Raw genomic sequence first — 26,153 nt, forward strand, 5'->3', positions numbered from 1 at the left:
ACACAAAATAAACGGCATAGCTTTTGCTTATAGAAGCGCCAAATAAAAGGATACAACGAACAATGAAAAAATAATTGCTGTGAACATCCAGCACCTAATACCCAATACCTGCTTTTTCATAAAACTGTCATGGGCAGACCGTATTCTGAGCCGGTCCCGCCCACAACAAAGCTTGAAATACATCTCTGATCTGCGGAGTATTTCACATAAAAAATGGGAGAAACAAAGTCAATGCTCACTCGAATACTTAATTCAAAATTACCCCTGATGGTATATAACCCCACAAAAATATTTTCCTTAACCTTTTTCACTGAGATTTTCCGATCCGGTGCATTGCCTGTGTTTGACGCAGAGTTCATGCCGGAAAGTGAGATCATTCATGGGGCAAAACAGCTGGAAAAAGAAGGGATTCTGTTCGGCTTGAGGGTGGTGGCCCCCGGCGACACCCTTATAGATACGCTAAGAGAGCTGCACCTTGATTACCTGGATATATTGATCATTCCCGTGGAAAAAGAAAACGGCGGGATCACCTTTTCCGGTTTTGGTGACACCAAGCTGGTCCTTGAAGTCAAGGATATCAACATCAATGACACCATTGAAACCCTGGACCCCCATGCCCTTATTCTCAAGGGAAATGAAGCCGGGGGGCGGGTGTCCAGTTATTCCTCTTTTATACTGATGCAATGGTATTTGAAAAACAGTAATCGACCTGTTTTCATCCACGGCGGTGTGGGACAGAACACAGCATCAGGTATGTTTGCCGCCGGTGTCAGCGGTGTGGTCCTGGACAGCCAGCTGTGGTTGGCCGATGAATCTCCGGTGGCAGATAATTTTAAAGCCCTTCTGGGAAATCTGGATGAGAGCGATTCCATTGAAGTTACCACCGGCCCTGATTTTATCATCCGGGTATTTGCAAAACTGGGAACCAAAATAGCCCGGGAGCTCAAAGAAAAGGCCATTCTCTGGTCTGACCGGGACAATGCCCGGGAACTTTTGTACCGGGAGCTGGAAAAGGAACTCACTGCCCTTGATGACGCAGATGCAAGCGCTATACAGTCCCTGTTTTTTCTGGGTCAGGACGCCCTGTTTGCCAAAAGCTTTAAGAAAATTTCCAAATCCGTCAAAGAGATTATCCCCACCTTTTTCAAAGAAATCGGAAAACAGCTCCAGTGCGTGGATCAATTTGACCCGGTGGTACCGGACTCTCCCCTGGCCAAAGAGCACGGCACATCCCTTCCCCTGATCCAGGGCCCCATGGCCAATATCAGTGACAATGCAGAATTTGCATCCATGGTGCTCAAGGCCGGGGCACTGCCCTTTATGGCCGTGGGCAGTCTGCCCGATTTTCTGGCAGAACCCATGCTCAAAAAAGGTGCAAAAGAGGTTAAAAATTTTGGCGCCGGTCTGGTGGGCATCGAGGCCTTTAATCCGGCCATTGCAAAGCACATGGACATGGTAAAGGAATACAAAGTTCCCTTTGCCCTGTTTGCCGGGGGCATCCCTTCCCAGATCATTGAGCTTGAAAAAGCCGGTACAAAAACCTATCTGCACACCCCGTCGGTGTCCATGCTGAAAAATGCCATGGAAAACGGTTGTACCCGATTCATATTTGAAGGAAAAGAGGCCGGGGGCCATGTGGGTTCCCTCTCCAGCCTGGTGTTGTGGGATGCAGCCATTACCCGCCTTCTGGAAGATACAAAAGTGGATCTGTCCGGCATCAGTCTGATCTTTGCCGGGGGCATCTCCACCTGTTTTGCTTCATGGTTCATCTCCGGCATGGGTGCGGCCCTGGCAGCCCGGGGGGCCAAAGTGGGCATCCAGGTGGGCAGCGCCTATCTTTTCACAGAGGAGATCATTGGCACCGGGGCCATGAAAAAGCGGTACCAGGAAATTTTGTGCAAACAAGATAAAACCGTTGTCATCGGCACCAGTGTCGGGCTTGCCTCCCGCACAGCCCCCACGGAATTTGCCCGGATGACGGTGGAACTTGAAAAAGAGATGATCAAACAGGGCAAACCCCTGACAGAACGCAAAAGAGCCTTTGAAAAAAATAACATCGGTTCCCTGCTCATCGGAGCCAAGGGTTATCTTCCCGATTTTAAACGCCCGGGGGAAGAGTTCTACACCCGATTTGACGACGCGGCCCAGGAGGAAAAGGGAAATTTTCTGGTGGGGGACAGCCTTGCCTATTTTAATAAAACCCTGACCATCCCCCAGGTCCATGGTCGATATTTCAATGCCAAAGACACCCTGTACCGCAATCTGGGTAAACTTGAAGTCTTTTCTTCCCCGAAAAACAGACTCAACGATGAGATCGCCATTGTGGGCATGGGGTGTATTTTACCCGGAGCCAATGACCCGGAAGCGTTGTGGGACAATATCATGGGCAAGCGATATGCCATCAAGGAGATGCCCGATGACAGAATCCGAAAAGATTTGTACTATGATGCCGATAAATCCGCAGAAGATAAATCCTATACCATGCTGGCCGGTCTGGTGGAAGATTACCGGTTTGATCAGGAACGTTTCGGCTACAATGACGACAAAGCAGCCAAACTCTCCAAAAGCCAGAAAATACTGCTGGAAGCTGCCTATCAGGCTGTGGAGGATGCAGGATATCTCAATGATGATCTCTCCTTTGCCTGTGAAGATCCCCAGCGCACCGCCGTTATCATTGCCACCTGTCTGGGTAATGAACTTGGCAATGAACTCCAGTTGAAATACCATTTTCCCGAAGTGGTTTCCATGCTCAGGAAATTACCGGAATTTGCGGCCCTCACCGAAACGGAAAAAACCGACCTTGTGGAGCACCTTCGAGTGGGCATGGAGGGAAACAACCCGGGATATGATCCGGTGCACGGCATTCTTTTAAACATTGAAGCCTCCCGGGTGGCCCGTCACCTTGGCATCCGCGGTCCCAATTACATTGTGGATGCGGCCTGTGCTTCTTCTTTTACCGCCCTGGATGCCGGTGTGGGAGAATTGCTCTCCGGTGATCGGGACCAGGTGATTGTGGGTGGGGTGAACACCCATCTTGCTCCGGAATCATTCATTGGTTTTTGTAAAATGGGGGCTTTATCTGCGGATGGCTCTTTTCCCTTTGATGAGCGGGCCAATGGATTCATACTGGGTGAAGGGGCCGCTGTATTTGTATTAAAACGCATGAAGGATGCCCTGCGGGACGGTGACACAATTCATGCGGTGATCAAAGGCATTGGCAGCAGCTCCGACGGCCGGGGAAAATCCATTGCCGCCCCCAACGTAAACGGCCAGCTCCTGGCCTTAAAGCGATGTTTTGAAAATATGGCCCCCCGGGTCACCCCGGATGATGTCTCCTTTGTGGAGGCCCACGGCACATCCACCATCATGGGGGACCAGGCCGAGCTTGAAACCCTGAAACAGGTTTACAGTACCTCAAAAACCGGTGTCAGTTCCGTGAAATCCCAGATTGGGCATCTGTTGGGCGGGGCCGGTGCTGCCGGTCTTGTCAAAGCGGTACAGGCGGTGAAAAAGGGCGTTTTACCCCCCAATGCCAATTTTGAACGTCTCTCCCCCAACCATGATCTTAAAAATTCTGAGATATACATCATTGAATCCTCCGAACCCTGGGTGGAACCGGACAATAAAACCCGTAAGGCCGGGGTCAGCTCCTATGGCTTCGGAGGCATCAATTACCACATTGTCATTGAAGAGTTTAACAACACCTACACCCCCCTTGGGCGGGATATTTTCACTGACCCTTCCTATGATTTCAACGATGACCGCATTGTCATTGCAGGGCTTGGGGTGCGACTGCCCGGGGCTCCGGATGTAAATCATTTCTGGGATGCCCTGAAAGAGGGGAAAAAACAACTGTCCTCCATACCTGAAGCCACCTTTGACAATGCTGCCTATGCAGAGCTGGATCAAAAATCCAACTACTATCTGCCCATGATACAGGCCGGGGTGATCCAGGATTTTAAATTCAACAATATTAAATACCGCATGCCCCCCACAACGGTGAGATCCCTGGAACGGGGCCAGCTACTCGGCCTGGATGCCGCAGATGAAGCCATTTCCTCCTGTGGCCTTGATAAACTTCTTTCCCCGGGGAACAAGACCGGCGTTATACTTGGCACCATTGCCGGAGAACGGCAAAATAAAAATATTCTGCGGGTGAGAAAAGAACTTCTGGGCGAAATCATTGAAAATTCCGGCTCGGAAAAGGGCAAAAACATTGCCCGGGCCCTGGTGGATGCCATCAGAGAAAGGATTCCGGAAAACAACGAAGACACCACCCCGGGACTCTTGTCCAACATCATCTCCGGCCGCATTGCCAACCATTTTGGCCTCAACGGCGCCAACTATGTCATTGACGCTTCCTGCGCCTCTGCGGTGATGGCCATTAACAATGCCACCCGGAGTCTGGCGTTTAAAGATCTTGATTTTGTCCTGGCAGGCGGTGTGGATGCCAATCTCTATCCCGTGGTGCTCACGGCCTTTAAACGCCTGGGACTTCTGTCGGGAACAACGGCCCGGTTCTTTGATGACAGGGCCGATGGCTACTCCATGGGGGAGGGGGCCGCCGTGCATGTGCTCACCACCCGGAAAAAAGCCAAAGAAGCCGGTATGGAAATCCTGGGTGAGATCAATCACTGCACTGTGAAATCCAGTGTCCCGGATCATTTGCTGGCACCGTCGGAGCACACCTTTGTTTCCACCATCAATGAATGTTACAAAGAAAGCGGAATCCTTAAAAAAGAGCTCAAACACCTGGATCTGTTTGCTTTTTCCAATATATTGGGGGATATGGTGGAAAAACAGGTGGCAGAAAAATGTTTCACCCACGATCTGTCCTGCGGCAATGTGAAAACCCAGTTTGGTTATTTTAAGGCTGCCAACCCGGCTGTTGCCATGGCCAAACTGATACTCATGAATAAAAACAGAACCCTGCTGCCGTTCAGGTTCCTGGATAAAGAACACACCACCCTTAAGAACGGCACCATGCTCAACCCCGTGGAAGAAATCACTCCGGTATCCCCCAGGGAACCCATGCGGTTTGCCTTTAATGTCAACGGCATTGGCGGCAACCACTGCCATGTGATTATCAGCCCCCTGCCTTCCATGCTTCAACAAAAAGCCCGGGCCGTGGCAGAGACATCTAAAATCGAGACACCGTCTTCACCGGTCCCGGTACCTGCGGCTGCGGCATCCGGCGGCCCGGGGGCAACAACACCTTCAAGGCCTGCCACCCCGCCGCCCGTTGCTACCCGGATGAAACCTGCGGCCGGCCCGGCCCCCTTTCCCACCGATGGAAAGCATCAGAAAATGGTGGCACTGCTTTCAGGCCAGGGAGCCCAGGCCCCCGGCATGATGAAGGAACTCTATGACAGTGACCCTGACATCCGCAATACCATGGATCGGGGTGAAGAGATCTTTGTGGAGCAGCGGGGGTATTCCCTGCTTGAAATGATGTTTGGGGAGGATAATCGCCTGAACCTCACGGAAAACACCCAGCCGGCGGTGTTTTTGTCTTCGGCGGCCCTGTTTGACCGACTCCATGCCAGGGGATTTGAACCTGATTTTTTCATTGGTCACAGTGTGGGGGAATACACCGCCCTTTTCTGCAGCGGCATGCTCAATTTTGACGATGCCATGCGTTTGTTGCTCAAGCGGGCCGATCTGATGAAAGAGGCGGCAGAAAAACACCCCGGCGGCATCATGGTGGTGTTCCGCAACGAAAAGGAAACCGGCACCTTCATCCGCCAGAGCGGTATCCAGGACATTTACATCACCAATAAAAATTCAGAAAATCAGACCGCGGTTTCCGGTAAAAATCCTGCCATTGATGCTTTTTGCGAATATCTCACTTCACAGAATATCATCTATAAAAAACTGAATCTTTCTGCGGCATTTCACACACCGCTGCTACAGGAAGCCGCTGAAAAACTCAGGGATTATCTGGCCACCATCACCTTTAACGAGACCAATTTCGGTCGGGTGATTTCCAATGTAACGGCCCGGCCCTATCCGGAAAACAGAAGGGAGGTAAAGGATCTTCTGGCCAAACAGATCACCTCTCCGGTGGAATTCATCCGTTCCATTGAATATGTATATGAATCGGGCAGAACCCATTACATTGAAATCGGTCCGGGCAGGCTCCTGGCCAATCTTTTAAAAAATATCAACATTGTACACTTCCAGAGCATGGTCACCGTGGACCGCCGCCAGGGAGAGGCCACCTCCTTTGAGACGTGTAAAAAATACCTTGCCTCCTACAGCAGTATCTTCACCCGGCAGCGGGATGAGAGACAACTGATTTTACCCAAAGGGGCCACATCCGCCCCGGCCACGGCTACTCCGGCAACGGCTCCGGTACCGGTTTCTCTGGATGATGATTTTTCTGCATTTAAATCCCGGAACAATGCCCTGGCGGAAAAATTGCTTTATGAAGAATTCCGGCGGCAAAAAAGGGAAGCTGCCATGGATGCCCTGGAACGGTTCGACTTTGACACCGACAGCATTGTTATTTCCGGTGTATCCGTGGGACTTCCGGGCAAGGCAAGGCGGGTATTTGCTCAGGATAACTTTGACAGAATTCTGGAGGGCACCAACTTCATTGAACCCTTGAGCATGGAAGATAAAAAGCGCATCACCGATAAAAATATCACCCGGCTCTTTAAACAACCCGACGGCAATGCAAGGTTTGTGGAGATCACAAGAACCGAAGATGTGATCCAGCTGGCCGGACAACTGGGATACTTCAGCCTCACCGACGAGTACGGCATTAAAGCACAATATGACGTTTCCATGGCCCTGGCCGTGGCCGCAGGTATTGAAGCATTAAAAGATGCCGGAATCCCCCTGGTGATGCAGTACAAAGAAGCTTCCTCCGGGGAGGGGAAAATGATTCCCAACGGTTTTGCCCTGCCACAGGAAATGCAGGATGACACCGGTGTGATCATCACCTCTTTGTGGCCCAGCAATGAAACCTTGCTCAATGAGATGGAACGATACCTCTATGATCGGTTCTATTTAAAACCCTATGAGGAGTTTGAAAACATCTACTTCTATCTCATGGAAAATGTAAAGGAGATGGGGGTAAAGGAAAAAATAACCGACTGGTTCTTTAAAATAAAAGGAAGCAAACGGGAAAATTTCGGTACTTATAAATTTGACAGAAATTTTCTCATGAATGCCTGTCCATTGGGATCTGCCCATCTGGCCCAGATCATCCGGGCCAAGGGACCCAACACATTATTGAGTTCCGCCTGTGCGTCCACCACCCAGGCCATCGGCGTTGCAGAGGACTGGATTCGGGTGGGCCGGTGTAAACGGGTCATTGTCATCGGCGGTGAAAATGCCACCTCCGAGGCCCAGAATCAATGGGTGGGCTCGGGCTTTCTGGCTCTGGGAGCTGCCACAGTGAAAAAACGGGTGTCTGAAGCTGCCAAACCCTTTGATTCTGACCGCAACGGCACCATCGTGGGTGCCGGTGCCGTGGGTCTTGTCATAGAAAAAAGTGACCGGGTAAAAGCCAGGGGCATGAATGGGCAGGCAGAGATTCTGGGGACCCACATGGCCAACAGCGCCTACCACACCTTTAATATTGATGTGCCCCACATGGCAAGGGAGATGACCCGGTTTATCAACCGCATGGAACAACAGCACCGGATAACAAAAAGCGAGTATGCCAAAAAACTGTTATTCATGTCCCATGAAACCTACACCCCGGCCCGGGGGGGCAGTGCCGATGCCGAGGTGACAGCCTTGAAAACCGCCTTTGAGGAGTATCTTAACCACATCTGCATCTCCAACACCAAGGGTTTCACCGGTCACACACTGGGGGCAGCCATTGAGGATGTGGTCATGGTTAAAGCGCTTCAAAAAAGAAAGGCGCCGCCCATTGCCAACTTGACCTCCATTCCGGATCATTTCAAGGCCCTTAATTTCAGCAGTAAAAAGGCCATTCAATCGGAATATGGCCTGCACCTTGCTGCAGGATTTGGATCTCATTTTGCCTTTTTGCTCATTAAACGCATTGAGGAAAATACCTTTGACAATAATCCAGAGTACACCCGGTGGCTCCAAAGGGTGTCCGGTGCAGTGAATCCGGAACTCAAAGTCATTGACAACACCCTTTGTGTGGTGCCGGGACCCGGAGGGGCACTGCCCCAGTCAGCTCCCGGAGAACAGCCCCGGCTGCCCAAAGCCATGTCCATGCCAGAAGCTGCATCATCGGCATCCGACATCTCCGGTGAAGATAAGGCACCTGCAGCTGCCATCCCGGAAAAAGCCACAGCCTCCATGGCATCTGAGAGTGCTGCCGCACCATCTGAAGCAGCACCGGCCCCGGCCCCAAGTGCAGGGCCTGGGGCTTTGGATAAAATCAAAGAGATCATTGCCGAACAGACCGGATACACCACAGACATGCTGGAAGACACCCTGGATCTGGAGGCGGATCTTGGCATTGACACCGTAAAACAGGTGGAGATTTTTGCCAAGGCTGCCGGTCATTTTGGATTCCCTGTGCCGGAAGATTTAAAGCTAAGGGATCTTAACACCATTGCCAAGCTGGCAGATTATATCAACACCAAGGCTGCTCCCCAGGGACCGGATACGCCTCCCTCCGGAGGAACAAATGCTCCGGGTGCAGCTGGGGGAACTTCCCCTGCAGCGGTTGCTCCGGCAGCGGCTCCCACCGGCGGAGGAGACGCTTCTGTGGCAGCAGGTGCCCTGGAAAAGGTAAAAGAGATCATTGCCGAACAGACCGGATACACCACAGACATGCTGGAAGACACCCTGGATCTGGAGGCGGATCTTGGCATTGACACCGTAAAGCAGGTGGAAATTTTTGCCAAAGCTGCCGGGCATTTTGGATTCCCTGTGCCGGAAGATTTAAAGCTAAGGGATCTTAACACCATTGCCAAACTGGCAGATTATATCAACACCAAGGCCGCACCCCAGGGACCGGATACGCCTCCCTCCGGAGGAACAGATGCTCCGGGTGCAGCTGGGGGAACTTCCCCTGCAGCGGTCGCTCCGGCAGCGGCTCCCACCGGCGGAGCAACCGCTTCTGTGGCAGCAGGTGCCCTGGAAAAGGTAAAAGAGATCATTGCCGAGCAGACCGGATACACCACGGACATGCTGGAAGACACCCTGGATCTGGAGGCAGATCTTGGCATTGACACCGTAAAGCAGGTGGAAATTTTTGCCAAGGCTGCCGGCCATTTTGGATTCCCTGTGCCGGAAGATTTAAAGTTAAGGGATCTTAATACCATTGCCAAACTGGCCGATTACATTAACACCAAGGCGGCTCCCCAGGAACCGGACACCCCTCCTTCAGGGGATGACGGTCCTTCCGGTGCCACCCCGGGTGGTTCCGGTGGTCCTTCAGGGGACACAAAAGGTGCGTCAGGCCCAGACCGGACCGACCCTGCAACCGGAACCTTTGGTGCCAAAGGGGTGAAGACTTCAGATATCAAGCGACTGGTGCCGGTGATCAAGGCCGTGCCCGTCCCCGGCACCGAAGCTATGGATATGGCCGGAAAAACCGTGGTCATGACCTTGGATAATGCAGGATTTGCCCAGAAAACAGCAGCGTTTCTGGGCAAAAAGACCCGGATCATTGGAGTGGGAGCGGATAAAAATTCCGGTGGGTTTTGTGATGAATTCATTTCCATGGATCTGTCATCAGAAAACGCCATAAAGGAAGGCGTGGCGCAAATTATTCAGAACCGGGGAGAAATCCATGGATTTCTCCATCTGGCGCCTCTGGATCTTTGTTTTCCTGAAATCGCCGGAGCCGGTCTTTCCGGAGTGGACCATGTACACGCCTTTTTTCATCTTATGAAGGCGCTTTTCAATGAGCTGAATAAAAAAGATCGATTTGTTGCAGCCCTTTCCCTGGAATCAGTGGTCTTTCCCCATGATAAAACCTTTAAATCAAGAATTGAGCCCTGTTTTGCCGGAATATCGGGCATGATGAAAAGTCTTGTTAAGGAGATGCCCCATACCCGGGTGAAAATGGTGGATTTTTCCTGCCCTGATTTTTCAACGGCCCATGATGAAATCATCGGGCAGTTTTTCCAGGAGATCACCTCCGGAGATACCCGGGTGGAGACAGGATATCGGGATGGTGAAAAACACATTATAAAACTGGACGAACAGGCCCCCAATGACATGGAAGAAAACCTCATCAAAGAGGGGGACACTGTGGTGGTCACCGGTGGAGCCCGGGGCATCACCTTTGAGATCCTTAAGCAGGTGGTTGCCACCCGTAAAACCAACCTTGTCATCCTGGCAAGGAGCCCCATTGACACCCTGGATTCAAAATTCCTTGATCCGGGTGCCACCCCTGCCACCATCATGGCAGGCCTCCGGGATAGCATGCCCGGGGCCAAACCTGTGGCATTGAAAAATGAAACAGACCGTATCATGGCCATCCGGGCCTCCCGGGAAAATCTTGATGTTTTAAGATCCCAGGGGGTGTCTGTGACCTATCTTGCCTGCGATGTGGCAAATAGAGACGCGGTAGAAAAAGCCTTGTCCGGCATTGACCGCGTGGACGGATTTATCCATGCCGCAGGCCTTGAAGAGAGCATGCCCTTTGAAAAAAAGGCCTATGACTCCTTTGTCCGGGTATTTAACACCAAGGTGAAAGGATGCCGGAACGTCATGGCGGCCCTGGAAGGAAAACAGGTTCAATACTACATTGGATTTTCTTCGGTGACGGCAAAATTCGGTAACGAGGGCCAGGCAGACTACACCGCAGCCAACGACATGCTGGCCAAAATATTGTTTAAGGCTCAAACGGAACAGGAAAATATCACCTGTAAAATCATGGACTGGACCGCCTGGAGCGGGGCTGGTATGGCCACCCGGGACACCGTTAAAAAGGTGCTCACCGAACGGGGTTTAAAATTTTTGCCCCTTGAAGAGGGTATTGATTTTTTCATGGACGAACTTTCCGACACCGTCACCACCGAAGTGGTGATCACAGGGCTTGATGAAGCTTTTGACCGGGATGGCCTTCTTACTGTGGCACCGTTTTTGGATAAAAAGACAAAAACAGAGGAAGTTAAAACTGTATTTTCCCGACATCTTTCCATTGAAAGGGATCGATTTCTCCTGGACCACGCCATGGAAGGCACCCCCATCTTTTTGGGGGCCACCGGGGTGGAAACCATGGCAGAAGCTGCCATGGCAAGCCGAGAAAAACCGGGGCACCTCACCCGTGTAAGTGATTTTTCCATTCCCTATGGCATCAAACTGCTCCAGAATCGACCCAAATCCATTCTGGTGTCAGCAGAGGCTGTGGACAATGATCCCCATGCCTGGAACTGCACCATCACTTCGCAGTTCATCAATCCCGCCGGGGTGGCCATGGGAGATCCAAAACTCCATTATAAAGCCAGGTTCATGGTTATGGATATGCCCCTGCCCGGGGAGAAACGATCCATTCCTCAGTTCACCCCTGTTGGTAACTCAAAGGAGCTTGCCAACCAGATTTATCATCCCCAGCGTCTTTTCATGGATGATCTGTTTAGATCCATCCATGACATTTTAAGCTTTGACGGAAAAACCCTGGTAAGTCTTTTGTCCTACACCAGTGATGCACCTTTTTTCAATTACGGAGGTGAACCGGAATTTTTAACAGATGTGGTGCTCCTGGACGGCATGTTCCAGACCGGCGGGGCCTTTGAGTTTTTCACTGACTCCTGTGTGGTGCTGCCGTACAAAATCGGCACACTTGAGTTCATGGCCCGGGGGGTAAAAAACACAAATTATCTGTGCTTTACCACCCGCACGGCATCCAATGACGAAACAGACACCTATGCCATGGATCTGGTGGATGAAACTGGCAATTTCTTGATGAAACTCAGGGATTTTGAGATGGTCAAGCTGCACAAACTGACCCCGGAACACACCATCAGCAAAAAAATTATAGAGAAGTAAAAGCTCCTCCAATGATGGTTTTATATGAAAATAAAGTTGTTTCACCCGCATGAATCCGCTATACTGAGTAAGTCAACAATCACTGGACTAAAGCCCCAGAAGTTTTCTTGCCGATTTTTATAACGGCCATGGGCAGACCTTATTTTGACCTGGATCTGCCCACACCAAAGCATGAAAACCCGTCAGGTTTGTCGAAAGTTTCTTATAACGGGCATGTCCTGTCGGACACAACGAATATTGAAAATGGTATTATACCGCCGTCCCCCCGATGGGCAATGGGCCCGGACCGGAACTGTAGACAGCTCAATTGTCCGGTTCCTATTACCCATCGGGGGGCGGCTCTGCTGAGGTTGCCCGGCAGTTTTATTTTCTAATAAACTGCCACGGGCAGACCATATTCTAACCCGGTTCCACCCACAACAGTGAAATACGCCTCTGATTTGCAGAGTATTTCATATAGAAAAAACGGCAATTCATCGCAGCACTGACAACCGTGCAGCAAATCCCAGACATGTATTACCTTGTTTTTTTGTCAGGAGGATATCTGTCCCATGAACACCTATGAAGAAATTATTAATTACGCCATTGGAAAAGAAATAGAAGCCCAGAACTTTTATAAGGATGTGGCAGCAAAGGCCACGGAAAGCTTTATTAAAGAGATGTTCACCGCCTTTGCCGAAGAAGAGAAAAAACACGAAACCATACTGAAAAATATTCTGGAAAACAAAACCATTGGAGCCAATTTCAAGGCCACCAGTGACTACGGCATATCCAAAACCGTGGAAAAACCAGATGTATCCGGAGGCATGACCCTGGCAGATGCCTTTGCCCTTGCCATGAAAAACGAAGAAGAAGCCATGAACATGTATCTCAAACTGGCAGCAGACTGCGATTCAGCAGAAGCCCGCAAGGTATTTGAGGATCTTGCCACCATGGAAAAAGGTCACAAATTTAAAATGGAATCCGCCTACACCGAAACTGCCTATGCCGAGGCATGGTAACACCCCTTTCTCACAATGGTGTGATCCGGGAACACCTTGAAGGCATTGTGGACCGGGTCACCTTTCATAATCCAGACAATGGGTGGTCCATTTTAAGGGTCACCCCTTTTAATGCCATGGGCCAGGAGACGGTGGTGGTCCATCAAACCCGGGTGTTTGCCGGTGCCACCATGCGCTTTCAAGGTGCCTGGACCGTGCACCCTAAGTTTGGACGTCAATTCCAGGCCGTGGTGGCCACGGAAAAAAAACCGGCCACCCAGGCGGCCCTGGAAAAATATCTTGGCTCCGGTCTCATCAAAGGCGTGGGACCCAAAACCGCCCGTAAAATTGTTAAACATTTCCAAAAAGAAACGCTTACCATATTTGAAACCGATATGGAGCGCCTCACCGAAGTCCCGGGAATTGCCCTTAAAAAACTTGAAATGATCCGCCACGCCTGGACCCGGCACAAATCCATCCGGGAGGTGATGATGTTTTTGCAGACCCATGGTATCAGTACCCTTTTTGCCGTGCGGATTTACAAAACCTATGGGGACAAGGCCATTACCAATGTCACCCAAGATCCCTACCGTCTGGCCAATGATTTTTACGGCATTGGATTTTTTTCTGCAGATAAAGTGGCCTTGAGCATCGGTCTTGACAGACAAAGTCCCCAGAGAATCATGGCCGGTATTCGCCATGTGGTGGCAGCCGGCAGAAACGAAGGCCATTGTTATCTTACCCATTCCCAGATTGATGAAAAGGTCACAGCGTTGCTGGAGCTTGATCTTAAGGATCAATTATCCTCGCTGCTGGATCATATGGTAAAAGAAAGGCAGCTCATGGTTCGGGAACTTCCCACTGAAAAGAATTCCACAATCCGCTGTTATTATGTGAGAAGTCTCTATTTTGACGAACGTTATGTGGCCAAGCGACTGGCAGGCATGGGTCCACCGCCCCAGGTGGACCGGGAGCGGGTCCAGCGCTGGATTAAACTGTTCAGCAAAAGTCGGGAGATCAATCTCAGTGATGAGCAGGCCCTGGCAGTGGCACAGGTGGTGGGTGAAAAATTTTCCATTTTAACAGGGGGGCCCGGCTGCGGTAAAACCACAACCACCCAGGTCATTGTGAAGCTTGCCCAGGCCATGGGCTTAAGGGTACTTCTGGCGGCCCCCACCGGCCGGGCAGCCCAGCGCATGGGTGAAGTCATCGGCCAGGAGGCCAAAACCATCCACCGGCTTCTGGAATGGAAAGGGGGAGAATTTAAAAAAAATGAATCCCAACCCCTGGACACTGATTTTCTCATTGTGGATGAATGCTCCATGCTGGATATCAGCCTGACAGCCTCTCTTTTAAAGGCCGTACCCCAGGATAGCCGGGTGCTGTTCATCGGGGATGCAGACCAGCTGCCATCGGTGGGGGCAGGCAATGTATTAAGGGATATTATTTCTGCTGACACTGTGCCCTGCTTTCGGCTCACCCAGATATTTCGCCAGGCCAGGAGCTCGAAAATCATCCAGTATGCCCACCAGATCAACCGGGGAGAAATGCCCTGGGTGATCTCTCCCTTTAAAAAACCGTCGGTGTGGCAGGATGGATCGGATTGTCTTTTCATGGATTCTGACGAGGCCACAGGGGAACAAATTCGATTCATTGAGCGGGTTAAACGCCTTTGTCATGGAGCCTTGGAAGGCTCACAATCTGTATCTGCTGCCGGGACTTGTGAAAATATTAAATCTCACTTAAAGATTTCCAGGGAAAATGATGGATGTGATGATGGATGTGATGATGGGAGTAGGGATGGGGATGGTGGGAACGGGAACGGGAACGGGAACGGGAACGGGAACGGGAACGGGAACAAGGATACCTATGCTAATGGCATTGTAAATAAGAAAGAAAACAAAAAAGATGCTTTGCTGTATGAATTTCGCGTCAATGAAACCGTGAGACCCTATGAAACAGAAATCACCATTCCTGCCAAATTTCAGCATGTGAACCTTACGGCCCTGACCCAGGCAGACACCCGGGTGGCGGAACTTACGGCTGTATTAAAAAAAGTTCACCCCTGGTCTTCCCTCCACTATGGGTTTGCGGCCCTGGATGTGGTGAAAAAACTGTATCTTGAATGGATTCCCAAATACTTTGGCCCCGACCGGGAAATACAGATCCTCTCCCCCATGACCCGGGGCACCCTTGGCACTGCCAATCTTAACGGGGTGATCCAGAACGCTGCCAACCCCTTTATGGAAGGCAAACCCCAGCTCAAGGTGGGGGAACGTATTTTTCGGGTGGGGGATCGGGTGATCCACCGCAGGAACAATTATGATCTTGGGGTGTTTAACGGTGATATCGGTACCATCGTTGCCATTGACAACTCAGAACCCACCCTCACCGTTGCCTTTTATCCGGACCGGCGCCAGGTGTTTTACCAGCGGGATGACATCATGGAACTGGACCTTGCCTGGGCCATTACCATTCATAAGTCCCAAGGCAGTGAATTTGAGGTGGTGATTATTCCGGTGCTCACCCAGCATTATAAAATGCTGTTCAGAAATCTCTTGTACACAGGACTTACCCGGGCAAAAAAACTGGCTGTTTTTGTGGGGACGCGCAAGGCCATGTCCATGGCTGTGAGAAATCAGGATGTGAATCAGCGGCAGACGGCGTTGGATTTTCTTTTGCAGGGAGAAGCGGAATTATATATTGATTGAGCATAAACCTTAAACTTCGGTATTGGAGTCTTAAAAAGCAACAAAGCCAAGGTCTTTTACATCAAAAAAACTTTAATAACGGAATGTTATAGAGTTAGATCTCGAAAACCAGATAGCGACAAACATCCTATATAATGGTTTGTGTTGAACTTACTCATGTATTCTGGTAAAGCTTCAGGAAATTAACTTTTAAGGGAGTTTTATGAAGGTATCCATCATCATCCCTGCTTTTAATGAGGCTGAATCCATTGGAGATGTGGTTAAAGACATTAAAGCAACATATCCTGATTTTGAAATCATTGTGGTTAATGATGCCTCGTCTGACAATACTGCCGGAGTTGCCAAAAAAGCCGGGGCAACGGTGCTTTCCCATCCATACAATATTGGTAATGGGGCTTCCATCAAGACAGGCATGAGAATGGCCACCGGTGATTTTTTTGTGACCATGGACGGGGATGGACAACACCGGCCCGAGGATATTGGAAAACTCCTGGCAGAAATGGACACCTATGATATGGTTGTGGGGCAGCGGACCTTTTCCGGCCAGGCCTCCTTTGGCAGATATCTGGGCAATCTTTTTTATAACCGGTTTGCTTCTTATGTTGCCAATTTCAAGGTAAGGGATCTGACCTCCGGGTTCAGAGCTGTTAATGCTGCCATGGCAAAAAGGTTTTTATATCTTTTTCCAAACACTTACTCTTACCCCACCACTCTTACCCTGTCGGTTTTAAGGAGTGGGCGAAGCGTAAAGTATATTCCCATATCCAGTAATCAACGGCGTAAAGGAAAAAGTGGTATTCATTTATTTAAAGACGGGGTGCGTTTTTTTATGATTATCATTAAAATTTGTACGCTGTTTTCTCCTTTGAGGATTTTCTTACCGGTTAGTGGGTCTCTTTTTCTTCTGGGTATATTTCATTATATGATCACCTATTTGACTTCCGGTCGGTTTACCAATATGAGCGCTTTACTTCTGGTCACCAGTGTGGTGGTTTTTATGATGGGGCTTGTTTCTGAGCAGATTTGTCAGATGCGGTTTGAGCGTACTGGGGATTTCAGGGTTGAGGATAGGATCAAGAATAAACAGTTCCATGAGAAAGGCCGTACATCAACGCACTAATGAATTACGATTTCAACTACATCTGAACTATTTTTTGCGAGTTAAAAATATAAACCAAGGAAGCATTAATGGAGCTTGAAGAGATTATTTCACGAAAAAAAGTTTTGTTTATTTCATTTTCAGACCATGAATATTTACGAAACAAACAAGAAATTGAAATAATCAAAAAATATTCCTTAGAAACAACTATCATTACTGCCAACAAAGGCCAAAAAATCACCCCTATTAACATTGGAAAAATTTTATTGGTGTATTTTAAGACCTTTTTTTACCTATGTAAAAGTTACGATATTATCTTTATCGGAGGTCTTCCCCAAATACTGCTGCCATGTATTCACCCATTCATAAAAAACAAAATAATTATTATTGATTTTTTTATATCACTGTATGACACCATGATTGAAGATAGAACTGTTGTCAACAAACAAAGCCTCTTATCATATCTTCTAATGTGGCTTGATAAACAAACGATTTCACTGGCTGACCATATCCTTGTTGATACTAAAACCCATGGTGAATATTTTAAAAATAAGCTTTCAGCTCCTGCGTCTAAAATCATTATTTTATATTTAAAGGCTGACACAGATATTTATCATCCTAAAAAAATTAAAAAATTACAATGTTTTCAAGGTAAGTTTTTGGTATTTTTTTTTGGTGCAATGAATCCAGTACAAGGCGTAGAAGTGATTCTAAATTGCGCAGCCACTTTAATTCATGAACAAAAAATTGTTTTTGCTTTTGTTGGACCAATGGATAAATTGAAGTATGCAATTAATAAAAGAATGCCCTCAAATGTCATTTGGCTGTCTAAATGGTTACCCCAAAATATTATCGCTGACTTGATAACAATGTCTGATTTGTGTCTGGCTGGGCATTTTAGCTCTGAAGTTCCAAAAGCGAAAAGAGTTATTCCTGGTAAGGCATTTACCTATTTAGCAATGAATAAAAAAACAATTTTAGGGGACAACGATGCAAATCGTGAATTTTTTTCAGAAACCAACAATAATATAATCTTTGTTAAAATGGGAGATCATGAAGCGCTTAAAAAAACAATTTTGAATTCTTATCATGAATTTCTTCGTAAAAATTCGGTTGACCTGGATGCTGATAATACTTTTTTGAATAATCATGAGATATCAAATGGAATCTAATACGTGCTTTAGTCCTGTGTGTTCAATATGCATTGCCAATTACAACGGAATCGGTTATTTGGATGCTTGTTTAAAATCGATTTTATCTCAAAACTGTCTATTTCCATTTGAAATTATCATCCATGACGATGCTTCAACGGATAATTCTGTGACTTTTATTCAGGAAAATTACCCTGATATTCAATTAATTCAAAGCAAAGACAATGTTGGATTCTGTATCAGCAATAATCGTATGGTGGAAAGGGCAAAGGGTGAGTTTGTCTTACTTCTTAATAATGATACTGAACTTTTTCCCGATGCTTTAAAAATGCTGCACAAAGAAGCCCAAAAAGAACCAGCAATCCTGGGCCCAGCACAATACAATGCGGCAACAGGTCAACGCATTGATATTGGCAATTTGTTTGACCCATTCCTCAACACTGTTCCCAATAATGATACTGCAAGACGGCATGTTGGAATGGTTAGTGGGGGGTGTCTATGGATTCCCCGTAAAATGTGGCATGAACTTGGAGGATTTCCTGAGTGGTTTCATACCTTGGGGGAAGATGTGTATTTGTGTTTTATGGCCAATTTACGCGGTTATCCTGTCAAAGCGCTCAAGGAAACTGGGTTTTATCATTGGGTGGGCTCTAATATTGGTGGTGGGAAAGTTGTGGATAAGCGTTTAGAGACTTCTATATGGCGGAGGGCTTATAGCGAAAGAAACAGAAGTTATGTGATGGTCATGGGATATCCATTTCCTCTATTTCAAATTATTTTTCCATTACATGTTATTTGCCTTTTTTCTGAGGGTTTGATGGTTTCTGCAATCAAAAACGACAAATCCATCTTTACTAAAATCTATTTTTTTACTATTCATAATTTATTTAAAAACAAAAAGAAATTACTAAAAAGGCGAGTTAAAATAAACAAAGACGAAACAGTATCTGTTTCTCGAATTTTTAGGAACTTCAAAGTCTTACCGTATAAATTATATGCACTTTTGAACTTTGGTTTTCCAAATCTCATTGGAACTCACGTGCAGCATCACAATGATTAAGATTTATCTCCTCAAAAAAGAACACCACTAATAATTTAAAAGTTTAAATAACTTATTGATACTTACAATCAAATTTAGTATTTTTAGAAAATCAAAGACATACAGGTATTGTATGAAAATTCTACTTATAAGCCACTCCCCAAATCTTTATGGTGCCGAACGAAGTCTATTGGATTTAGCAGAACGTCTTGCCCAATCCAAGCATTTGATTTTATCTTTATGCCCTGCGAAAGGGGCTTTTTCAAAAGCATTGAGCAAATTAAATATTCCAACATTTTATATGCCGATTCATGGTATTGGGAAAGGAAGTATAAAAGAAATATTATTATTTATCATCTTTTTTCCTTTTGATGTCCTCTGGCTAAGTAGATGGATGAAAAGGAATAAAATAAATATCGTATATTTAAACACAGTTAACTCTCTTTGCGGAGCTTTTGCTGCAAAAATAGCTGGAATTCGAAGTGTTTGGCATATACGAGAGGTCAAAAAACCTAAAAATAAATTCCTAACCAAAACGATCGGCTTTATTATTAAATTAATGGCATCTGAGGTGATTTTTAACTCATATTCTACCATGAGTGCGTTTATGAAGCAACATCCCCCATCTTGTCATGTAATATATAATGGAGTCGAGCCTAAAGGCTCTTTTAAAAAAATTATGAATGATGTACCTGTTGTAATCGGTTTTGCAGGCCAATTAATCGCATTAAAAAGGCCTGAACGGTTTTTATACATTTTTCACCAATTAAAAAAAATAAAAGGGAACAATATCAAAGGAATAATTGCAGGTAACGGATCTATGCTTCCAGAACTTCGCACTCTGGCAAAGTCTTTAAGAATTGATCAAGACGTCACTTTTACTGGCTACCTTACAGATCTTAATCAATTCTATACAGAAATAGATATATTAATACTAACCTCGGATTATGAATCATTTGGACGAGTTCTTGCGGAAGCCATGAGTTATGGTCGCACAGTAATAGCCTCTGCGGTAGGAGGTGTACCCGAATTGGTGAAGAACGAAGTAACGGGATATCTCGTAAAAAAACAGGATACTGCCGCCTACTCCCAAAAAATTATTGATCTTGTTAACGATCCCAAACAATGCCAAAAAATGGGAGATAATGCCCGTAAAATAATTTTGGAGCGGTTCAGCAAACACCAATACCAAGAAAATTTAATTTCTTTATTAACACAGAAAAAAAATTGAATATTATTTTAGGTCCTGTAGCCTTATAATAAAATTTTTTTAGTTCATGCGATAACTATCTTAACGATAGAGAAATTCATCCTACAGTAAGTTTTCAAGGGGGTTCTGCCTCAATTATATTGGCACACAGGGTTACAATAATTGATTGAAAATAGTATCCCACATTATAGATGAAAGCTGTTTTTGAATAATGCCTTGGTCTATAAGTTTTTTTTTTATTTTCTGTTTTTCAATATTGGACAAAAGCATATCTATTTTCTGTTGTATTTCATGATAAGAGGATTTAACCATAAGAATTCCATCTGGAAAACCATAGTCCTCAAAAAGCATTTCGTACTTATGACTCCAACCAGCAGCCAAAGCAGGTATTCCTTGAGAAAGTGCGCTGACAAGTCCATGAAAACGAGAACCGATAACGCCCTCACTGACACCAATAATTCCTTTTATTTTTAATGCATTGCTTTCATGTATAATATTTATTTTTTGTCCGATCCTTTTTTCAATTTCCTTCCCAATCCAAAGATCTTTATCCCCTTCGTGAATAAGAATAAAGGGATTAGCTCCTTTTTCATAAAGGTATTTGACACAATTTATTAAAAACGGAATATACAAATCCCGTTCTTCATTTATAGTTTTATCAATCATTCGATAATTAGGAATAATGCAAAAACGATTAGAATCCATATCAAAATCATGGGATAAATCTCCATTTATTAAATTAGTAAAGTCAGGAGCAATTCTAATATGTTCACGTTTTCCCACCAGTTGAGTTACATGTTTGTATGAATGTTGATCTCTTGCAAATATCAAATCAGAATTTTCAACTATAATTTTAAAGGCACTTTGAATTTTCTTGCCAGTAAATGGGCCAAATGCTTGGGGCATTAAAATAACTTTAGTTTTCTGCTCTTTCCATTTTCTTATAACCTTTGATGCAGCAATAGTAGCACGCGTCCCCCACTGATCACTATAGGCAAATCCAGATGCATCTAAAACCACATCGACTTCTGAGTCTAATACCATATGATATTTTTGACGTAACGCCTTAGGAATTAAAGCTCCCCCAAAGCCCCATTGAGAACCATAAATTTGAAAACATAGTTTTCGATGAAATCCCAAATCAACTCTTTTACTACATATAGAATCAGTTAGAGGATTGACCATTAGCAAGTTTATATTCGGTATCTTTTCCCTAAGCTTCGTAACAATAGAACGTAACATTAGCTCTGATCCTTTGTTTTTAAAACTTACTCCCCGAATTTCAATTAGCATTATCCCTCCCACTATTTTTTTGGGGATACCATAAAACAGTCAAAAAAAATTTAACAAATCGTTTTATTAAATGTAATGGAAAACAAAATAAAGACAGTTTTTTTTTTCGTTTCAAAGCCATTCTCACATAATTTAGAAGTTCCTCACGTGAATTAAAATTATCTAAGGCTAAAGAATAAGAAAGATCTCGCAAATATTTTTTATTATTCAAAATGGGAGAAAAGTTTATCTTTAATAACTTAAAAAAGTTAGGGTTTTGTCTTTCTAATTGTTTCCACGCCTCAATGTAACTTATCCACTGTATTTTTTTATCATTAATGTGTTGTCCCGTTATTGCATTCTGATAATCAATCTGCCTCACAGCAATAGCCTCATCATCCAAAATAGCGTCAAAAATATTATGTCCAGTTTTTGTTCTAATCATAATCATGGACTCACCCAACTTTCTATTGATACCCTCCAATCCGTGTGGGTCACCCAACGTTACATCAGAGAAAATATTAAGTTTATCAAAACACAATCTACATCTTACCGGAGTAAAGAAATTTTTTATTGCCATACGTAAAGAGGCATTCAAAATAATTTTATCTCCATTTTCTGCAATTATAACTGGATTTCCAGGATAATTTGGGCATTGTTTATCCCTAAAAATGAGATTCTTTATGGGCAGGTTAGTTGCACTTTGTCCTAAAAAGTCCACTGCTGCATTAGTCAATACTCGGTCACAAACCAATCCAATTTTAATTAAAATTTTTGATTTAAGTTCAGGGTCAAAATCAAATAAATTGTTTAATCCGTGCATATGACAGGGAAGCCCCACAAATGCGACAGGTTTTTCAAATTTTTTTACCTGATTAATGACAGACAGCATTGGAATAGGTATATATTTGGATTTTTGAGATTTTATTAGCTCCTCTACACTTGTAGCTATTGTCACCTGTCCTCTAGGAGAAATGTTTGTCTGCATTGTAGCGACAATCGCGGCAGATATTTGTCGGGTCTTCAACAAATAAATTAAAAACGCTGTTACAATACCACCACTCTGTGAGTTGTTGAAGATCTCTTTATTGCTTGCTCTACCAACGTAACAAGATAAAATTTTTCCAACAAAAGGATTATCAGACATTTGAGAAACCATACATTTATTAAAATGAATACCTGGACACACCTCATAACAAAGACCACAAAAGATACATTTTTTCCCATCAACTTTAGGGAATAAATAACCACCAATTGTTTCATGATATTTTATTGCACCTTGCTTACAAACAGCATAACAAGCACCACAGCTATTGCAAAGATAATCTGAAACGATTTTGGACACATTGTTTTTTTTAGGATTTAATGCCACTTTACTCTCCTTATCATTGCGTAAAAATATATAACGGGTGCAATCAAAGAACGTGTCATCATCCAAAATATAGGGCGACTCTTTTGATAAAAAAGCAATGAAAAATATGACGCCATTGCATAAGAAGCAAGTGTTGCAAGTGCAGCTCCCGATCCTCCATACTTAGGTATAAGCAGGAAATTCGAACAAATGTTTATAATTGCACCAAACCCCTGAGTAATCAATGAAAACATAAGTACATTTTCGATTAGTATCCATTTACTGAAAGCAGCTCGCATAAAAACAAATATGGATGCCCATATATGTACAATCAAAATAGCACTGGATGCCTGGTAAGCAACACCATAAAACAAATCAACAAAAGGTTTTGCCATCAAGGTAACCAATAGAATTACTATTAAAGCCAAAAAAGAAAGCAAATTTAAAAGCTGTTGAAATCGCTTTTTGAAAACATCTGGTTTGCTTTCATGCAATTTAATCAATCTTGGGTAAAAAGATGCCATAATCGCTACTGGCATAAAGTACCAAATTTCAGAAAGCGTTGATGCAACAGAATAAATACCAACTTCCTTAGCACCAATCATCCATTTCAGCATCACTTGATCAATTTTTAGATACACATTCGCAAAAATTGACCCTAAAAAAACAATCCAACTTTGCCCTAATAACTCTTTTGATTTTCTGAAAGATGCTAACCAACGTTGAATAGGCAAATCACTATATCTACAATAAAAAAGCCATAATAATAATGCAAATACGAATGCCTGAAACAAATTGGCAAAGGCAAAAAAATATAAATTCGCTCCAAAAACAACCAAAAAAATATTTAAACTTCCAGTAAAAAAATGGGAAATTACACTTGCAATAGAAGTGTATTTTGCTTGAACATGCGCTTCGAACCAGAAGGCGAAAATTTCTGATGGTTTAAATAAGAGAGATGATGCAATTATAACTATAACCCAAAACGAAGGACTATTAATATCTTCTGTATTTATGGCCACAATGCAAATCAAAAAAAAACCAAAAAATGCCCCACAGCATTTAAGCGCTACAGCACTTCCTAAAATTTCATTTCTAACATCAATTTTTTTTACTAACTCTCTTACAACCAAACCATTCAGCCCCATGTGGGCAGTAGTAGCAAAAATAGCAGTAAGAGAACCAGCATAAGACAAAATTCCAAATTTTTTTGGCCCTAAATACCTGGCGATAAAAATTAACACAAAAAAACCGGTTAACAATCGAAAAAAATAACCACCCAAAATCCAAGAAGTATTTCTAATATATAATCTAAATTTATTGAAAAATTTACATCTCATAACGAATTACCCTTAGAATATATTTTCGAGATCCATGTCGTCTTACCCACATTGGCTAATCTCAATTCTTACAGCTACCATGAAATTGTAATTTTTTGATATATTTGACATTGCTAATGTTTATATCGAGTTCTCGAATATTTCATTCATGTAAAAAGGATACAATCATTTCATACTGACCTCTATATTAAAATTTGCAAACAGGTTGCCATGTATATATCCTGCACAAAGGAGGAATTATAGCGCAGGTATCACATGACTTGAAATTTCAAATGCACACTAAGCCATTGTCACTACAATTAACAATGGCTATAAAAAGAAGGGCTTGGTCATAACGCGGGCCATTTTGTGATAAAACTTTATTTGCAACTATTAATGACTTTAATTACAGCACCTTGAGCCTAATAAAATTCTATCTTACGTATAGTGGCCCAGCTTATGATCAACTCCTAAAAAGAAGTATAAAGCCATGTAACCTGCACTATAGTGCAAAACCAGTAGTATCTTAAATTTATTTAAAAAAATTTTACTATAATTTTATTTTATACACAGAAAAGCCATTAGCATCAAACAAGTTTTCATTCAAATTGTTAATAAATTCTAAAAATAATTTTTTTTTATCTTGTTTAAAATCCGTATACAATCGTTGTTTAAATAAAAAATTATTAATCATCAAATGAGTAATTCCTCTTTTTTGAAACTCCTGTTTAATTTTTAACGGAGATGTGAAGAAACGTAATAAAGTATATAGAAATTCAATATTCCCACCTTCATCAGGAAAATACTCTCGATTACAAAAATACCCCCTCTTACCAATATAAAAAAACATCACTTTTGAATCCAAAGGAAGGTGCTCATTAATATATTGAAATGCTGCATACTCATGCCTGAAATCTTTAATATAGGAATCCCTCGAAACCATGCCGGAAATATAGGAACACGGTTTAACATATTTGAACTGTTCCACCAGATATCCACCATTATTCCAGACCATATACAGAGCCATTGCAAACACCAATACGAACGGTCCCATTCTTTTGATAAAACTCAATTGACGGCTATAACATTTATTATCCATTAAATTTTTAAGACCATACAAAGATAAAATAACAAGAGAGGGAATAGCAGGAGAGAGATATCTTATCCTAACCCCACTGCTGACCATTGTAAATAAAATAAAAAGACCGCAAAATGCCAGAAAAATAAATTTTTCAACTCTGTATAAATCATTTTTTCCATGAGATGCAACAAACGCAAATACTGGAAGAATCAACAACAAAGCAGAAAGACGTCCATCAAAAAATTTAAAGTCATTATCTTTTCCCTGAAAAAAAATTCTAATGGGCAATAATGCCGTCTCCCACCATTCTTCGTTGTACATAAATTTTCGATAAGCAAAGCGACCAATATTTATATTCTTTTTCTCAGCATCCTTTAATTCGACATTTTTCAAACGAATGGGGCACGCCGGGTTCATTTCAACATTAAAAAATTTATTATAAAGAGGGTAAACAGGATTCTTAGTCCAGATATAATTTCGAATCATCCAAGGTGAAAAAACAGTAAGAGCCACCAAACCAAAAATCAAACCAGCAGCAATGGATTTTATTCCAGCCTTAGAGACCTGCCTATTAAACCGAGAAAAAATAAACGTCACAAACATTGTCAAAAGAAAAAAAACAATCAATCCGTTATATTTGGTTCCCATGGCCAGTCCACAGCAGGCACCTGCCAAAAGTAAAAATTGAAGCTTAAATTTGCTTTCAATCCATTTAACTAAGGCTAACAAAGCAGCTGTAGAAAAAAACATAAGACCTAAGTCCACGTAAACAGTTATGGAAAGTTTTATAATAATGGGAATAGACAAAAAAAGGAAAACGCCCCCAAGCCCCCAAATACTATCCATCCGTTTTTTCAAATACCTGAAAATTAATACTGCCGTCATCAAAGCAAATGCAAAATGAATGAATTTAGGTGCAATATCGGAACCCAGGTACAATGATACCATATATAATAGATCCAGGTTCATGGGGTAATAGGAATAAGACATGCAGGGAAACGGA

Annotated in this window: 11 protein-coding genes; 7 read left to right on the plus strand and 4 right to left on the minus strand. The window is 44.1% G+C overall.

The window, feature by feature from the left end:
* The first annotated feature begins 231 nt into the window (after positions 1-231).
* The 7 genes from B9A32_RS09325 (at position 232) to B9A32_RS09355 (ending at position 20,148) form a co-directional block, all read left to right on the plus strand.
* The gene (locus B9A32_RS09325) at positions 232-11,937 is read left to right on the plus strand and encodes a type I polyketide synthase (protein WP_084068660.1); all 11,706 of its coding nucleotides are present in this window, start codon (positions 232-234) and stop codon (positions 11,935-11,937) included.
* Between the two features lie 551 nt (positions 11,938-12,488).
* Complete coding sequence (locus B9A32_RS09330) at positions 12,489-12,938, plus strand: ferritin-like domain-containing protein (RefSeq protein ID WP_084068663.1); 450 nt, start codon at positions 12,489-12,491, stop codon at positions 12,936-12,938.
* A complete protein-coding gene (gene recD2, locus B9A32_RS22110; protein ID WP_084068665.1) occupies positions 12,932-15,628 on the plus strand; it encodes an SF1B family DNA helicase RecD2 in 2,697 nt (898 codons plus the stop codon). The genes B9A32_RS09330 and recD2 overlap by 7 nt, the downstream gene beginning before the upstream one ends.
* Before the next feature lie 202 nt (positions 15,629-15,830).
* Positions 15,831-16,748, plus strand: coding sequence for a glycosyltransferase family 2 protein (locus tag B9A32_RS09340; RefSeq protein WP_084068668.1), 918 nt, complete (start codon positions 15,831-15,833; stop codon positions 16,746-16,748).
* 68 nt (positions 16,749-16,816) lie between these two features.
* Positions 16,817-17,899, plus strand: coding sequence for a glycosyltransferase (locus B9A32_RS09345; RefSeq protein ID WP_084068670.1), 1,083 nt, complete (start codon positions 16,817-16,819; stop codon positions 17,897-17,899).
* A complete protein-coding gene (locus B9A32_RS09350; protein WP_232367105.1) occupies positions 17,889-18,938 on the plus strand; it encodes a glycosyltransferase family 2 protein in 1,050 nt (349 codons plus the stop codon). Before B9A32_RS09345 ends, B9A32_RS09350 begins: the two co-directional genes overlap by 11 nt.
* A gap of 112 nt (positions 18,939-19,050) precedes the next feature.
* Positions 19,051-20,148, plus strand: a complete 1,098-nt coding sequence (locus tag B9A32_RS09355) for a glycosyltransferase family 4 protein (RefSeq protein ID WP_084068674.1) — start codon at positions 19,051-19,053, stop codon at positions 20,146-20,148.
* 132 nt (positions 20,149-20,280) lie between these two features.
* Here the strand turns inward: B9A32_RS09355 and B9A32_RS09360 are convergent, their stop codons facing one another.
* From B9A32_RS09360 to B9A32_RS09375, 4 genes are all read right to left on the minus strand, one after another.
* Complete coding sequence (locus tag B9A32_RS09360; RefSeq protein ID WP_084068676.1) at positions 20,281-21,420, minus strand: polysaccharide pyruvyl transferase family protein; 1,140 nt, start codon at positions 21,418-21,420, stop codon at positions 20,281-20,283.
* Positions 21,410-22,771 (minus strand): Coenzyme F420 hydrogenase/dehydrogenase, beta subunit C-terminal domain, encoded by a 1,362-nt coding sequence (locus B9A32_RS09365; RefSeq protein ID WP_084068678.1) that lies wholly within the window; start codon positions 22,769-22,771, stop codon positions 21,410-21,412. Before B9A32_RS09365 ends, B9A32_RS09360 begins: the two co-directional genes overlap by 11 nt.
* Entirely contained in the window at positions 22,762-24,090 is a 1,329-nt protein-coding gene (locus B9A32_RS09370) for a flippase (protein ID WP_084068680.1), read from the minus strand. The genes B9A32_RS09365 and B9A32_RS09370 overlap by 10 nt, the downstream gene beginning before the upstream one ends.
* A gap of 529 nt (positions 24,091-24,619) precedes the next feature.
* A complete protein-coding gene (locus tag B9A32_RS09375) occupies positions 24,620-26,140 on the minus strand; it encodes a glycosyltransferase family 39 protein (protein WP_332308503.1) in 1,521 nt (506 codons plus the stop codon).
* Positions 26,141-26,153: the final 13 nt, after the last annotated feature.

Origin of the sequence: Desulfocicer vacuolatum DSM 3385, assembly GCF_900176365.1 — a bacterium.
GTDB classification, from domain to species: Bacteria; Desulfobacterota; Desulfobacteria; order Desulfobacterales; family Desulfobacteraceae; genus Desulfocicer; species Desulfocicer vacuolatum.